Raw genomic sequence first — 13,593 nt, 5'->3', positions numbered from 1 at the left:
GTGTCGGAATATGTCGTTTTATGTGAGATTTGTCGCTGTTTTTTGTAAACGGGAACGTTGCAGCGCAGTCGTTCATGACACCATGATAACTACCAATAAGGGACTGATGTAAAAGCCTACATAAAATACGATAAAAAACCGCTAAACACAGAGGTTTACCCTTGTCTTTAGCGGTCTATTTTTCTATCAATCAAGTTATTCCATCAGGAAAATGCACCGATTTGTTTAAGCTACATCCAGTTTTATTTTTTGTGGGCTAATAAGAGATTAACTATAGTGTCCAGTTGAAGCTCCAGCGAATAGGGATCTTCCATCACAAACTCATCCCCTTTATCGCTGAATGAACCGTACATGTACACCTGTCCTTTTTTTACAGCCGGAAGACCCTTCCATAGCTCACTATGTAGAATCTGATTGGCCCCTTCATCTTCTGAGCCATATACAAAGATGTGATCTCCCATATACTCGGGTAAAACCTCAAGCGAAATATTTTCAAATCCTTCTTTCATATTCAATGCTTTCTTAGTGGGTGGCAGCTGTAGCATTTGATATATGGTTGGACTTCCGTAGTTACCGCCTTTCGCCGCTAAAACATAGATTGATTTATTGGCGACTTGTACGATCGAAACCGTCTCTCCATCTTTAATAATACCGTCAATTTTAGTTCTAGCCTCTGCAACTTTCTTCTCATATTCAGCAATCCACTGCTCGGCTTCTTTCTGCTTACCAAATATTTCACTGATTCTGCGGAATTTATCCAGTGGTCCCGCTGTAGATTCACCCTCCCAATACGGCAGGAACACAGTCGTTCCTACCTTCTGGTAGCTGTCGATGTTCTTTTCAATTGAGCCGATAATTAAATCCGGTTGCAGTACGGTCAGTTCCTCCAAATCCATAGGAAAATCCCCGAGATCTTTGATTCCGGCTAACTTCTCTTTGGGATATCCCGATTGATCAATCCAAGCCTCATTCAACATAAAGCTTCTGACCCCTACAGGTATAATCCCCAGTTTTAAAAGATGACCCATATACTGATCCGATGCTACTCGTTTCGGGTTAGCAGGTACTTCCACATCGCCTTTTAGTGTCTTAACCGTTCTGGTCTGTGCTTGTACTGCCGCTTGTCCATCGCTGTTGGATGATGTCGCTGTATGATTGGCTTTCGTTTGCGAGCTTCCATTTGTATTCGTCGGAGCTGAGCAGGCTCCCAGCATCAATGATAAGCACAACATGATCATCATTGCTGTAATTTTGCCTCTTCCGTGCATGAATAAATCCCCTTTCGCATGATACCGATATTGATAATCAATATCAGTATAACGGGTGAAAGCTGTCCGCTGAAGGGCATATTTAAGCTTCGTTTGGGGCATATCCTGATCTTGCGCCTGGATATGCTGCTGCCGTTCTTTTTTGAATCGTATAGGAGATAGTCCCTTATATTTCTTGAAGCTGCGACTTAATGAATGAGCATCTGGATATCCCACACGCTCTGCGATCTCCTGCAAAGTGGCATCCGTCTGCATTAGCAGCTCTGCCGCTCGATTTGCCCGTATCTGGCCCAAGTAATGAATTGGACTGGTATGCATTTTACTTTTGAACAGCCTTGATAAATGTCCGCTACTGCACTCTAGCTCCTCCGCAATGGACTCTAGTGTTATAGACCGACTAAAATGCTCACAAATATAAGTTACAGCTTGCGCTACTAGGTCAGGCTTAAGAGGCTGAATACCTTGTCGATCCAATTGATGCAACAATTCGAATACAAAATGATGAAATAAAGCTTTGACGTGCAGTTTACCAAGTCCCGATCCCTTATGCCATTCTTGCTCCAACAGCTTTACTTTATCATACAGGGGCAGCGGGTAATGAGGTGCGAAAGCATACTGATTCTGAAAAGGATTTCCCTTTTCCAGCAATTGTGCGATCTCCTTCCGACCAGGTAGGGCCAAAGTTGCCTTGTACAGAATGATGTAATATTCAAGCACATCCTCCGTCATGACGCTCAGGCACATTCCTTTTCCCCCATGCAGGACATGAAAACGATCCACCCTATGAACACTGTCATCTAACCATACCCGCGCACTTCCGCGTACAGTATATAAAAACGCACTGACCGGAAGTCTGTAGTTTCAATTCTTCCCCTTTATCCATTTTCTTATGGCGAACATCCATCACCTGTATAAACACATGATTCCACAATAAAATGTGTTCGTTCAACTTCATTACTACCGCTCACCCCCTATCCAAATATAAGAAAAAGCCCTGTAAAGGGCTATCTTTTTTTGTAAACCATTCAATTGTCGCTTGGATTTCCACCGATATGATTAGGTTCCAAATCGTTTGCGATAACCACACTTTCGGCACAACTCTTCCACTGCTTCTCTCTTGGAGAATCCAAAGTACAGACGGTTTGCACGCTCACCTTCCACGATCTCGGAAAAAGTTTGCTCATGGACATTTCCTAAATTAATGACGCCTTCTCCATCAAGACAGCAAGGGACCACTGTTCCATCCACCAAAACCGCCGCTTGACTGCGAAGCGCATGACAAAAGCCTTTTCCGTCATCTTCTGGTGCACTCAGGCTAGGCCATTCAAATTCGTAGTCTTGATTCAAATATACATTGGGGGCGATTTTGACCCCACTGCCCGGCATTACTTTTTCTTCAATCCGATAGTCCAGCCCAAACTCTTGCTCCAATTGCTCCAGTGTCTCGCGGTTGCGCTGACGCTGCACATTAGTCAAATTGTCTTGAGTCAGGTTCCAGAGACGGAATGAAATAATGACATTGTGCTTCACAGCTTCTCTGACAAACGTGAAAATATGACCCAAATAACCTTCTCGATCCACAGAACCTTCATGCCCGTCAAAACTATGAAGAGAAAAGTTCATCTGCCGTAATGCCGGCTGACCAAGCAGCTTATGTCCGGTCTTCGGCAGCAAGGTGCCATTGGTGGTAATGTTGACCTTTAAGCCTTTCTCATGCGCACTCTCCAGCAAAAGATCAATTTTGGGATGGAGCAAAGGCTCTCCTTTGACATGCAGATAAATGTAATCCGTATGCGGCTTGACCTGATCAAGCACATTCCGAAAGACTTCCGGATCAATAAATTTTTTGACACGTTGTGTCTGAGGGCAAAAACTGCATGCAAGATTGCAAATGCTTGTTATCTCAATGTATACCTTCTTAAATGTCTTCAACATAATTTCCCCATTCTAACCTTCATCCTGAACATTTGGTTTATGCACACTAATCTTATGATTATAACGGGTTATGAACGAGAGGTAAACTCTATTGACCTTAGGTCTGACCTAAGGTTTATAGTGAAGTTATTCAATTATCAAGAAGGAGACCTGTCATTGAAAAAACACATTACGATTAGTCAGCTTGCTCAGCTCATGAATGTATCTGTACATCAGCTGCGGTATTTTGAAGAAAAGGGTATCCTTTATCCATTATACACAGATGAAAATCAATATCGAATGTACGGACTTCATGAAATTTATCAACTTTCACATATTTTAATGCTACGTAAATTAAATATCCCTGTCGGTCAAATTGAAGAATGCATGACTTCCTACACTGCCGATGATTACAACCAGCTTTTAGAACATTCGTTACAGAAGGTACAGGATGAAATCGCTAACTTAAAGCTGCTCGAACAGTTTATTCATAAAGTGCTAAAAGAACATCATAACCTTACCCGGCAAAACAATGAGTATCGAATCAAGCTTTTGGATACTCGACATTTAAAGCTGTGGTTTGCATTGGAGAGTGATCAAGAACTCACGGCCAGGAATCTATTTGAGCAGCGGCCTTCACCACCACAATTATTTGAAAATGATCTACATTATCTATCTGATTCTGGACAGGTGAAACTATATTATGAAACGACATCAGGAGCAGCTGACTATATTCTGGAAGAAGGCAGCTATCTTTATAAGCACTTCTCTGCCACTGAAGACGCTGAGATCGAACACCAAGTCCAACAACTGGAGCATTATGCGACCCAGCACCAATATGAATGCCTAAGCAAGGTCATTGTGGTGGAAAAATCCTATCTATCCATATTCGACAGCAACGAGCTGCAATATGAGATTCAAGTACAAATTTCTGATAGCAGGAGGACGTTACATGAGTCCACAATCCTATGACATTGTTGCTTATCAAGAGCAAGACCATGAAGCCGTATGTAAGCTCTTAGTGGAATCGTTTAAGGCAAAATTTCAAGCTCTTGTTACTTTGGAGGATCAAGATATACAGCGTTTATTAATGCAGGTTTGGGTTCAACATCCTGATTCTACATCTGGGAAGCAATTTGTGGTTAAAGAGAACGAAGATGTTGTTGGTGTCCTTTCGCTCAAATGGAAGGCTCCCTCCTCTTCACTTCCTAAAACAAATCTCACTTCTTTGACTTCGCTTATAAAACAGTTTGGCTGCTTCAATGTATTTAAATTTTTGACAGGCATGTATGCGCTGGACTATAAACCTGCCATAGATGAGTGTTACATTGATCATTTGGCGATTCGCTCAAGTCATCGCAATCAAGGGATCGGGCGACGTTTTCTAGCTTTCGCACAGCAGTTTACGGTTGAATCCGGGTTCCATACGTTGACACTTTATGTAGCACATCAGAACCGGCAGGCTATCCGCTTGTACCGCAATCTAGCGTTTGAAATAGAGCAGTCCCGATATAATGGTTGGCGGCATTTTTGGTTCAAGGAGCCTGTATGGCATCTAATGAGCTGGAAAGAACAAAACTGCATTCGAGGAGAGAACAGCATTGAAAAAAACATATAAACTTACCCTTGGTATTGCGGCAGGTCTGGCTGTTGCCTTGATATTGATTGTTTTATATCAAAATTCCTACAAGATGACGGAAGAAAAAATACAAATTGCAACTCCCAAAGGAGTATTAACAGGTACACTGGCTTTGCCTAAAAACTACTCGGGAAAGGTTGGATTGGTTGTTTTTGTCCATGGAGATGGTCCAATCAATGACACCTATGATGATGGATACAAACCACTGTGGGAAAGGTTTGCTTCTAAGGGGTATGCTTCCTTATCCCTGAATAAGCCCGGTATTAACCGCGCTCCAGGCGATTGGCTGGAGCAAAGTATGGAGGACCGGGCACAGGAGATTCGATATGCAGTTGACTGGGCCAAAACCTTACCGATGATTGATAAGCACAAAATCGGCCTTTGGGGAGCCAGTCAAGCAGGCTGGGTCATTCCGAAAATCGTTAAAGAGGAGCATGATATTGCATTCAGCATCCTTGTATCGCCGGCTGTGAATTGGATTACACAAGGGCAATTTAACACAAAAAAAGAGTTGGAACAAGCAGGAGCTAGCCCGCAGCAAATTAAAAAGAGACTGGACTACGACCATAAGGTTCTACAATTACTGAAAAATCATGCTTCCTATGAAGAATACCTAAGCATAGCCAGTCCTAACGATATCATTTCCAAAGAAAGATGGAGCTTTATAGGCAAAAATTTTCGTTCTGATTCTACGGAAGAATTAAGCTACTTTAAATCTCCTGTACTCTTGGTTCTGGCTGGGAAAGATATAAACGTAGATGTAAAAGACACTGAGCGAGTATATCGCCAAAAGATATCTCCAGACCTGCTGTCTGTTATTCATTTGCCAGAAGTTGACCATTCCATGATGAATGAACAAATCGCGCATTCCAAGTCCCTAACCTTCTTAACCGCCGTATTTGCCCCCAGACAATTGGTAAATGATGATTATCTACAAATTCTCGCCGATTATGTTAGTCAGCGTTAAGCTTGGAACTGCTGTATACTCTATTAGACCGGGAATAGATATATAAACAGCAAAAAAACGGCATTTCTGCCGTTTTTTTTAAAGGATGGACTCTCAGGGACTCGAACCCTGGACCAATTGATTAAGAGTCAACTGCTCTACCAACTGAGCTAAGAGTCCATATAAAATTATGGTGGAGCCTAGGGGGATCGAACCCCTGACCTCATCGCTGCCAGCGATGCGCTCTCCCAGCTGAGCTAAGGCCCCGTCTCATGTAAGTTAATTAACGTTTCAAGCGACTTCTATATCATATAAAATATTCGACCCTGTGTCAATACTTTTATAAAAAAAATATTAACATCTTCCCGCCACGGCCCTAAAAAGATACAGTCAGCGATCAGTCGCTGTCTGTATCTTTAGATAACAGTGTTTTCAGTTCCTTCATAAACATATTGATGTCTTTGAACTGCCGATAGACGGACGCAAAGCGTACGTAGGCCACTTCATCCACAGGATAGAGCTGTTCCATGACCAGCTCACCAATCTGCTGGCTATCCACCTCTGTGGCTGCCGTGTTGCGAATGGCGTTCTCCACCTGAGATACAATCAGATCGAGCTGCTCGACTGATACTGGACGCTTCTCACAGGCACGAATGAGACCGCGCAGCATTTTATCACGGCTAAACTCTTCACGGCTGCCATCTTTTTTGATGACCATCAGTGGGGTCTCTTCCACCATTTCAAAGGTGGTAAAACGCCTGGCACACTGTTCGCATTCGCGGCGGCGTCGGATGGACTTATTATCATTCGCTGGTCGCGAATCCAACACTTTCGTGCCGTTGTAAGCGCAATACGGGCACTTCATAATCTCATCACTTCCTTTTTCCAATAAATTCCCGAAGCTTTTTAGTAATAATTTTGTCGAAACGGATCATAATATGTTTACCACGTCGCGAGGAGGTGAACAACAATGGCACAAGGAAACAATGGCAACTCCAACAACCTGGTAGTCAGCAGATCCTCCGGTGCTCTGGAGCAAATGAAATATGAAATCGCTCAAGAGCTGGGTATCAGCATTCCTCAAGATGGATACCAAGGTAACATGACTTCCTATGAGAACGGTTCGATCGGGGGCTACATCACAAAACGCCTCGTAACGATCGCCGAACAACAATTGGCAGGACAATACCAATAATCTCGGTAATAATGAAGAAGTAATACGAAAAAGTGTAGGGATAGGCTGCTAAAAACAGCCTGTCCTGCGCTTTTTTTCATTTTAAAGCGAAAAGGCTCATGTTGTCATTAACCTGTCCCTTAAAACTCATTATAAATTTTTGTATATTGCCTGTAGTAATAGATGACTCGCTGTACATAATGCCGTGTCTCACCAAAAGGGATTTGCTTAATGGACTCTTCTTTGCCATCCCACACCCCCTGATCTAGCCATTCCTGAACTTTACCTGGACCAGCATTATAAGCCGCTACGATGACCACAGGATTATCCTGAAACTTCATAGACAGGTTATGCAGATACCAGGTACCCAGCTCAATATTGGTGCCGGGCTCGTGCTTGACACTGTCCAGCGGGACCTTCTGAATCTGGGCACTCTCCATAATCCAATTGGCCGTGTTCGGCATAATCTGCATAAGCCCCAGTGCACCCTTGTGTGACTGCTTGCTGGTTTTAAAATTTGTTTCCACGCGGATAATAGACGCCACCAAAAATGGGTCCACTTCATAGGTCTGTGAATACTGCCGAATCTCATCCTTATATTGAATCGGGTAAAACCAGGACATCCAATTCGAGTTGAGGAACAGAATCAGGACAAATCCGACAAACAAAATGAGCAGGACTCTTTTCTTACGTAAAATGTTCATGCAAGTCCCTTTCGCTGCCAAAACTGATCAATTTGCATCTGCGTCTCAGACTGTGTTCCGCTATTATCAATAACAATATCAGCTAAATTTTTTTTCTGCTCGATATCCATTTGTGCGGACAAACGAAGCTCGGCTTGCTCTTCTGTCAGACCGTCTCTGAGCATCAGACGTCGGAGCTGAACATCACGTGGTACATATACAACCATAATTTCCTCGTACAGGCTCTCCAGCCCAGACTCATACATTAACGGGATATCTGCCAAAACAAGCTTGTCCGGCTGCTCCCGTTCATAAGCTTCCATGCGCAGACGCATTTCCTCACGAATAGCAGGATGCGTAATATCGTTAAGTGCCTGTCGCTGTACAGGATCTCTGAATACAATCTCTCCCAGTCTTTTGCGGTGCAGGGTTCCGTCACTGTTCACTATAGCTTGTCCAAAATGCTGTATGACCGCCGCCAGCACCGGATGCCCCGGAAGCATAACTTCCCGGGCAATGGCATCTGCGTCGATCAGCAGCGCACCCTTGGCGACCAAAAGAGCCGACACGGTGCTTTTTCCGGTAGCGATCCCTCCGGTTAATCCGATATTCATGCTCTTCACCTCATAACAGCTTCAATATACCCATCATAATCAGTAATAATGCCGGCAATACGCCGAGCGCCTTCATAAATCGAAATGCTGACAGGAAGAACCCTGCCTTCATACCAGCAATCAAAAATACACCACTGAATAACGTAATAGCCAGCGCAGTAGACAGGGGCTGAAAACCAAGCATGGCTGCACCTAAGCCCGCTCCGAACGCATCGACCGATAATGCAATACCTAACCAAACCGCTTCGGTAGCAGATATACTGCCGGAACGGTCCATATCCGCAGCAGACGGGCTTCGAAGAATCCGAATAACAAGCCCCCATTTGCGGAACTCCAGCGAAAATAACGTTCGCTCCTCCTGCTGTAGCTCCAAAGAAGTCTCTGTCGATAGATCTCTTCCTGAGCTGGTTAGAGACTCTGTATTGGCATTCTCAGCACTTTTTTTCTCCGCAAGAGCTGATATATGCCCTGAATCTGAATCAACCTGTTCCGTAAGGTGCAGATCCCGAGGGACTTCCGCTGTTTCTTCCGTCAAATCTTCCTTGCGTTGCAGAGCCTGAATCAAAGAGTAACAGCCGATACAGATCAGAATGACAGCACCGAAAACCGTCGTATATACAGGAGACAGGACACGGGATAGTAATGCGCCGAGCTGCATGGATATGCCGATCACCAAACCTGAACATACGGAGATGATAGCAATCGACAACAATGGAATTTTCATTTTGCGCAGACCATATGTAACACCGACTCCGAAACTGTCCAAACTTAGCGCAAATGCCAGTAACAGCAGGGCTCCCCAATGATTAGCCACTCCAATTCCCTCCCATTGCGAAGGCTGGGCCTTACAGCAACCGACTCCCTTCGCAGTATTGGTACTTGGAACAATATATGAGAGGGATGGGCTTGGGGTGACTGTGCCTGTTTAGCGCAAAGGCTGGCAGACCGGGCAATGATGTGTGCCACGTCCAGCTACGACGGATTTTTCGATCAATGTACCACAGTTAATACAAGGCTTCGCGTTGCGTCCATAGATTTGCAACTGATGCTGGAAATCGCCCGTTTTGCCCTGTCCGTTAACGAAAGATTTGATGGACGAGCCACCAACCTGAATCGACGCGCCCAGCGTGGAGACAATAGCTTCATGCAGTACTCGAAATTGGCTATCCGTTAGGCTTTTGGCTGGCTGTGCCGGATGAATCCCTGCCTTAAATAACGATTCATCTACATAAATATTCCCGATGCCTACCACATATGACTGGTTTAACAGCGCTGCCTTGATCGAAGTCGAACGAGTTCCAACAGCGGCACGCAGCATTTCAGGTGTAAAAGCCTCGTCCATCGGTTCCAGACCGAGTTTATTCAGCGGCTTTTCCAGCAAATCCTGTCCTGCCGGAAATAAGTGCATTGTACCAAATTGGCGCACATCCTGATAACGCAGCTCTGTACCATCTTTAAAATGAAAGATGACATGGGTATGCTTTTCCACAGGATCATCTTGTGAATACAATCCATAGCGTCCTTCCATTCGAAGATGGGAGACAAGCACTAGCCCGTCCAGCAAAATCCGCAGAAACTTACCGCGTCTTTCCACCCCAATAATCCGGTGGTCAGCCAATTCCATCGCAAATGCGTGAATATCATCGGGACGTTGGATAATACGCGGCAAATTTACGGTTACATGATCTATATGTTTATCGACTATAAGCTCGTTTAGTGTTCGTTTAATGGTTTCTACTTCCGGTAATTCCGGCATGATGTCTTCACCTCACCCTATATTATAACGGAAGCAACGTCAAATTGGGACTATCTACTCATTGAAATATCTTACTTGGCCTCATACCAATTGCTGCCATAGCTTACTTCCGCTTTAAGCGGCACAGCCAGCTTTAATGCAGCTTCCATGGTAGCGGGAACAAGCTCTTTCATCGTTTCCATTTCCTCAGGCGGAACCTCGAATACAAGCTCATCATGTACTTGTAACAGCATACGGCTGCGAAGATTGCGCTCACGCAGCGCTGCGTCCATCTGCACCATCGCCAGCTTGATAATATCGGCTGCGGTACCTTGAATCGGCGTATTCATCGCTGTACGCTCGGCGAACGAACGCTGGTTGAAATTGCTGGCGTTTATCTCTGGCAAATATCGTCTGCGTTCCAACAACGTTTTTACGTATCCATCCCTCTTCGCATCCTTCACAATATCATCCATGTAACGGCGAACACCCTGGAACACGTCAAAATACTGGTCGATAAAGCGAGCCGCTTCCTTCCGCGTAATATTCAAATTTTGCGACAGACCATAGTCACTAATCCCGTAAACAATCCCAAAGTTGACCGCCTTTGCAGAACGGCGCATATCGGAGTCTACAGCCTCTGCCGGTACACCGAACACATCGGATGCGGTCTTGGTATGGATGTCCATATCGTGAACAAAAGCCTCTTTCAAACGCTCATCATCCGAAATATCAGCCAGCACCCGCAGCTCGATTTGTGAATAGTCTGCCGCCAAAATCGACCAGCCCGGCTCCGATGGAACAAATACTTTGCGGATTTTGCGTCCTTCTTCGAGACGGATCGGAATGTTTTGCAAATTCGGAAATTGACTGCTCAAGCGTCCAGTTGCTGCAACCGTCTGCCGGAAATACGTATGCACTTTACCTGTCTTCTCCGAAATTTCTTTAAGCAATCCTTCGACATACGTCGATTGAAGTTTGGCAATGGTGCGATATTGCAATATGTTTTGCACAATATCATGATATGGCGCAAGCTTTTCCAGCACCTCTGCATCGGTCGAGTACCCGGTTTTTGTCTTTTTAATAACGGGCAGACCCAGCTTATCAAACAAAATCTCACCCAACTGCTTAGGCGAATTAAGATTGAACTCTACCCCTGCAATACTGTAGATCTCACCCACCAACGTTGTAATCTGGGCTTCAAATTCTTTTCCCAAAGCGCGCAGTTCCTCTACATTCACCAAAATACCCTGCTTCTCCATATCCGCCAGAATGCGGGATAACGGCATCTCAAGCTCATGGAACAGCTTGTGCATTTCCGTTTTTTCCAGCTCCGCCTGCTGCACAGGTACCAACGGTTCGATCACCGCTGCCTTACGCGCCACATGATCGGATAGTACATCTACGTCAGGAACTTTATATTTAGCTCCTTTACCAAACACTTCGTCGTCTGGACGAATCGATGACAAGCCATACTTGGCTGCCAGCCCACTCAATGTCTGATTGGCGTCTGTCGGATCTAGCAAGTATCCGGCCAGCTGCACATCAAACTCAGCTCCAGCAAACTCAATTCCATGCCAGTGTAAAGCCAAGTCCGTACGATGCAGATCATGACCGCGTTTTTTGCGTTCAGGGTCGGCAAGCCACTCCCGAATAGGGGTAGCTGCATCACTTTGTAGAACTTCCAGTGTCATAAAAAACTGACGCCCTGTTGCGGCAAATATCAAGCCTACAATCTCAGCATGATGCGGATTATCACCATGCGTCTCAACATGCAGCACATCTACGTTATTCAGCACTTCTACCAATTCGCTGATCCGCTGTTCATCCAGCACAGTCACGTCTGCTACGGCTTCCTCTACGCCGACTCCAGCACTGCCGACCTCGCCCGAAAAGGATAAACGCTCCAGCAGGGACTTGAACTCCAGCTTCGCCAAAGCTGGTCCAGCCGTCTCTGCCTGTAGCCCGCTGAAAACCACATCTTTCAGTTGCTTGTCCAACGTTACATCCCGATAAATGGTCGCCAAATCCTTGCTCATTCGCGCATCGTCAGCATGAGTCTCCACGCGTTCTTTCATTTTACCCTTCAGCTCATCCGTATGCGCCAGCACCTCTTCAACTGAACCATATTGATGCAGCAGCTTGAGCGCTGTTTTCTCACCCACGCCCGGAATACCAGGAATGTTATCCGACGTATCGCCCATTAGGCCCTTAAGGTCTATGATTTGCAGCGGCTTTAAGCCGTAACGTTCCTGAATCTGCTCAGGTCCATACGTTTCCACCTCGGTAACCCCTTTGCGGGTCAAGCCGACTGTGACATGGTCTGAAGCCAATTGAAGCATATCCTTGTCGCCGGTCACAACCAGCACATTAAAACCCGCTTCGTCCGCTGTTTTGGACAGGGTGCCTATAATATCGTCTGCCTCATAGCCATCCAGTTCAAATTGGGCAATGCCGAAGGCGGTCAATAGCTCTTTCAGCAGCGGAAATTGCTGGGACAGCTCCGGCGGCGTTTTCTCCCGTCCACCTTTGTAATCCTCGTACCCTTTGTGGCGAAACGTAATTTTACCAGCATCAAACGCAACCAAAATATGCGTTGGTTTGTGCTCCTCCAAAAGCCGCAATAACATTGTCGTAAATCCGTACACCGCATTCGTCTGCTGTCCGCTTGAATTCGTCAACGGCGGCATAGCAAAAAACGCCCGGTATATGATACTGTTACCATCTATAAGCATGAGTTTATCCATTTCGCACCTCGCAAGTTCATCAATGCATTCGTAACGTTCTTACGTATTACGCATTCCTCTTCCTATCTTAACATACAAGACTCTTTTTCAGAAAAAAACGGCTGTTTCCTAGCCAAATTTGCCTTTTGCTCAAAGACAAATCTGGATTAGAAACAACCGCTATATACTAAAAGCCTTACTGGTTCAGATCTGGCCGCTCTCCTGTCACGAGATATACAGTGCTTTCACCGATATTCGTAGCATGGTCGCCAATGCGTTCAATGTAACGTCCTACGAGCAGTTGCAGCATGGCTTGTGAAGCCTCTGCTGGCTTTTCTACCATAAAAGCGTATAGATCGCTGATCATGTGGCTGTACAAGGAATCCACCCGATCATCCTCTTTAGCCATTTTGTAGGCCAGATCTGTATTTTCATCCAAATAGGATTTGATCGCATTGTCGATCATTTCTTTAACAATGGAAGCCATGTGTGGAATATCCACCAACGGCTTCATCGCCTGCTGTCCTTCCAAGCGAAGTGTGACCTTGGCAATATCAAGTGCCAAATCACCCATACGTTCCAAATCACTGGAAATTTTAAATGCAACAATGATCCGGCGTAAATCCTTCGCTACTGGCTGCTGGGTAATAATGAGCTTGGAGCCCATATCCAGAATATTTTCTTCCATTGTATTAAGGGATGCATCATTTTTGACTACCTGTTGGGCCATTTCTGTATTTTTGGTCTGCAAACATTCAATAGCCTGATCGAGCGCCTTCGAAACGTGTGCACCCATTTCGCGCAGTACGGCTCTCAGTTCTTCTAATCCTTCATCAAAACCTTTTCTACGTATCATTTCGAAGTCACCCCTTCTCGCATAATCATCAAATTTGG

Annotated in this window: 13 protein-coding genes and 2 tRNA genes; 4 read left to right on the top strand and 11 right to left on the bottom strand. The window is 45.2% G+C overall.

Features of this window, described 5'->3' with window-relative positions; all coding sequences use genetic code 11:
* Positions 1–242: 242 nt before the first annotated feature.
* Both MMB75_RS09335 and MMB75_RS09330 read right to left on the bottom strand, forming a co-directional pair.
* Complete coding sequence (locus MMB75_RS09335; protein ID WP_230681842.1) at positions 243–2,012, bottom strand: ABC transporter substrate-binding protein; 1,770 nt, start codon at positions 2,010–2,012, stop codon at positions 243–245.
* A 312-nt stretch (positions 2,013–2,324) separates the two neighbouring features.
* The gene (locus MMB75_RS09330) at positions 2,325–3,203 is read right to left on the bottom strand and encodes a radical SAM/SPASM domain-containing protein (protein WP_016819646.1); all 879 of its coding nucleotides are present in this window, start codon (positions 3,201–3,203) and stop codon (positions 2,325–2,327) included.
* 156 nt (positions 3,204–3,359) lie between these two features.
* On the opposite strand from MMB75_RS09330, the gene MMB75_RS09325 reads away from it, so the two are divergent.
* Genes MMB75_RS09325 through MMB75_RS09315 form a run of 3 tightly spaced genes read left to right on the top strand, consistent with a single transcriptional unit; the run spans position 3,360 to position 5,788 of the window.
* A complete protein-coding gene (locus MMB75_RS09325; RefSeq protein ID WP_045243937.1) occupies positions 3,360–4,154 on the top strand; it encodes a helix-turn-helix domain-containing protein in 795 nt (264 codons plus the stop codon).
* The gene (locus MMB75_RS09320; protein WP_016819643.1) at positions 4,135–4,800 is read left to right on the top strand and encodes a GNAT family N-acetyltransferase; all 666 of its coding nucleotides are present in this window, start codon (positions 4,135–4,137) and stop codon (positions 4,798–4,800) included. Before MMB75_RS09325 ends, MMB75_RS09320 begins: the two co-directional genes overlap by 20 nt.
* Positions 4,784–5,788: an alpha/beta hydrolase family protein gene (locus MMB75_RS09315; protein ID WP_016819642.1), complete on the top strand. Its 1,005-nt coding sequence runs from the start codon at positions 4,784–4,786 to the stop codon at positions 5,786–5,788. Before MMB75_RS09320 ends, MMB75_RS09315 begins: the two co-directional genes overlap by 17 nt.
* A gap of 86 nt (positions 5,789–5,874) precedes the next feature.
* Here MMB75_RS09315 and MMB75_RS09310 read toward each other — a convergent pair.
* The 3 genes from MMB75_RS09310 to nrdR all read right to left on the bottom strand — a co-directional run bounded on the left by MMB75_RS09310 (position 5,875) and on the right by nrdR (position 6,632).
* Positions 5,875–5,947: transfer RNA gene (locus tag MMB75_RS09310), tRNA-Lys, on the bottom strand.
* Between the two features lie 11 nt (positions 5,948–5,958).
* Positions 5,959–6,034: transfer RNA gene (locus MMB75_RS09305), tRNA-Ala, on the bottom strand.
* Positions 6,035–6,164: 130 nt separating this feature from the next.
* Positions 6,165–6,632 carry a transcriptional regulator NrdR gene (gene nrdR, locus MMB75_RS09300; protein ID WP_013370366.1) on the bottom strand — a complete coding sequence of 156 codons (468 nt, stop codon included), beginning with the start codon at positions 6,630–6,632 and terminating at the stop codon, positions 6,165–6,167.
* Positions 6,633–6,737: 105 nt separating this feature from the next.
* On the opposite strand from nrdR, the gene MMB75_RS09295 reads away from it, so the two are divergent.
* On the top strand, positions 6,738–6,962 hold the full coding sequence (locus MMB75_RS09295) for an alpha/beta-type small acid-soluble spore protein (protein ID WP_013309613.1): 225 nt from the start codon (positions 6,738–6,740) through the stop codon (positions 6,960–6,962).
* 119 nt (positions 6,963–7,081) lie between these two features.
* Here MMB75_RS09295 and MMB75_RS09290 read toward each other — a convergent pair whose 3' ends face one another.
* The 6 genes from MMB75_RS09290 to phoU all read right to left on the bottom strand — a co-directional run bounded on the left by MMB75_RS09290 (position 7,082) and on the right by phoU (position 13,555).
* Positions 7,082–7,645, bottom strand: coding sequence for a lytic transglycosylase domain-containing protein (locus MMB75_RS09290; RefSeq protein WP_016819641.1), 564 nt, complete (start codon positions 7,643–7,645; stop codon positions 7,082–7,084).
* A complete protein-coding gene (gene coaE, locus MMB75_RS09285) occupies positions 7,642–8,238 on the bottom strand; it encodes a dephospho-CoA kinase (protein WP_019686847.1) in 597 nt (198 codons plus the stop codon). Before coaE ends, MMB75_RS09290 begins: the two co-directional genes overlap by 4 nt.
* Before the next feature lie 10 nt (positions 8,239–8,248).
* Complete coding sequence (locus MMB75_RS09280) at positions 8,249–9,052, bottom strand: MntP/YtaF family protein (RefSeq protein WP_016819639.1); 804 nt, start codon at positions 9,050–9,052, stop codon at positions 8,249–8,251.
* Between the two features lie 111 nt (positions 9,053–9,163).
* The gene (gene mutM, locus MMB75_RS09275) at positions 9,164–9,994 is read right to left on the bottom strand and encodes a DNA-formamidopyrimidine glycosylase (protein WP_016819638.1); all 831 of its coding nucleotides are present in this window, start codon (positions 9,992–9,994) and stop codon (positions 9,164–9,166) included.
* Positions 9,995–10,065: 71 nt separating this feature from the next.
* Positions 10,066–12,720, bottom strand: coding sequence for a DNA polymerase I (gene polA / locus MMB75_RS09270; RefSeq protein ID WP_277375880.1), 2,655 nt, complete (start codon positions 12,718–12,720; stop codon positions 10,066–10,068).
* 175 nt (positions 12,721–12,895) lie between these two features.
* Positions 12,896–13,555 carry a phosphate signaling complex protein PhoU gene (gene phoU / locus MMB75_RS09265; protein WP_016819636.1) on the bottom strand — a complete coding sequence of 220 codons (660 nt, stop codon included), beginning with the start codon at positions 13,553–13,555 and terminating at the stop codon, positions 12,896–12,898.
* Positions 13,556–13,593 lie beyond the last annotated feature (38 nt).

It is taken from the genome of Paenibacillus sp. P2(2022) (genome assembly GCF_029522175.1).
GTDB lineage: Bacteria > Bacillota > Bacilli > Paenibacillales > Paenibacillaceae > Paenibacillus > Paenibacillus polymyxa.
This window is presented reverse-complemented; position numbering and strand designations above follow the sequence as displayed.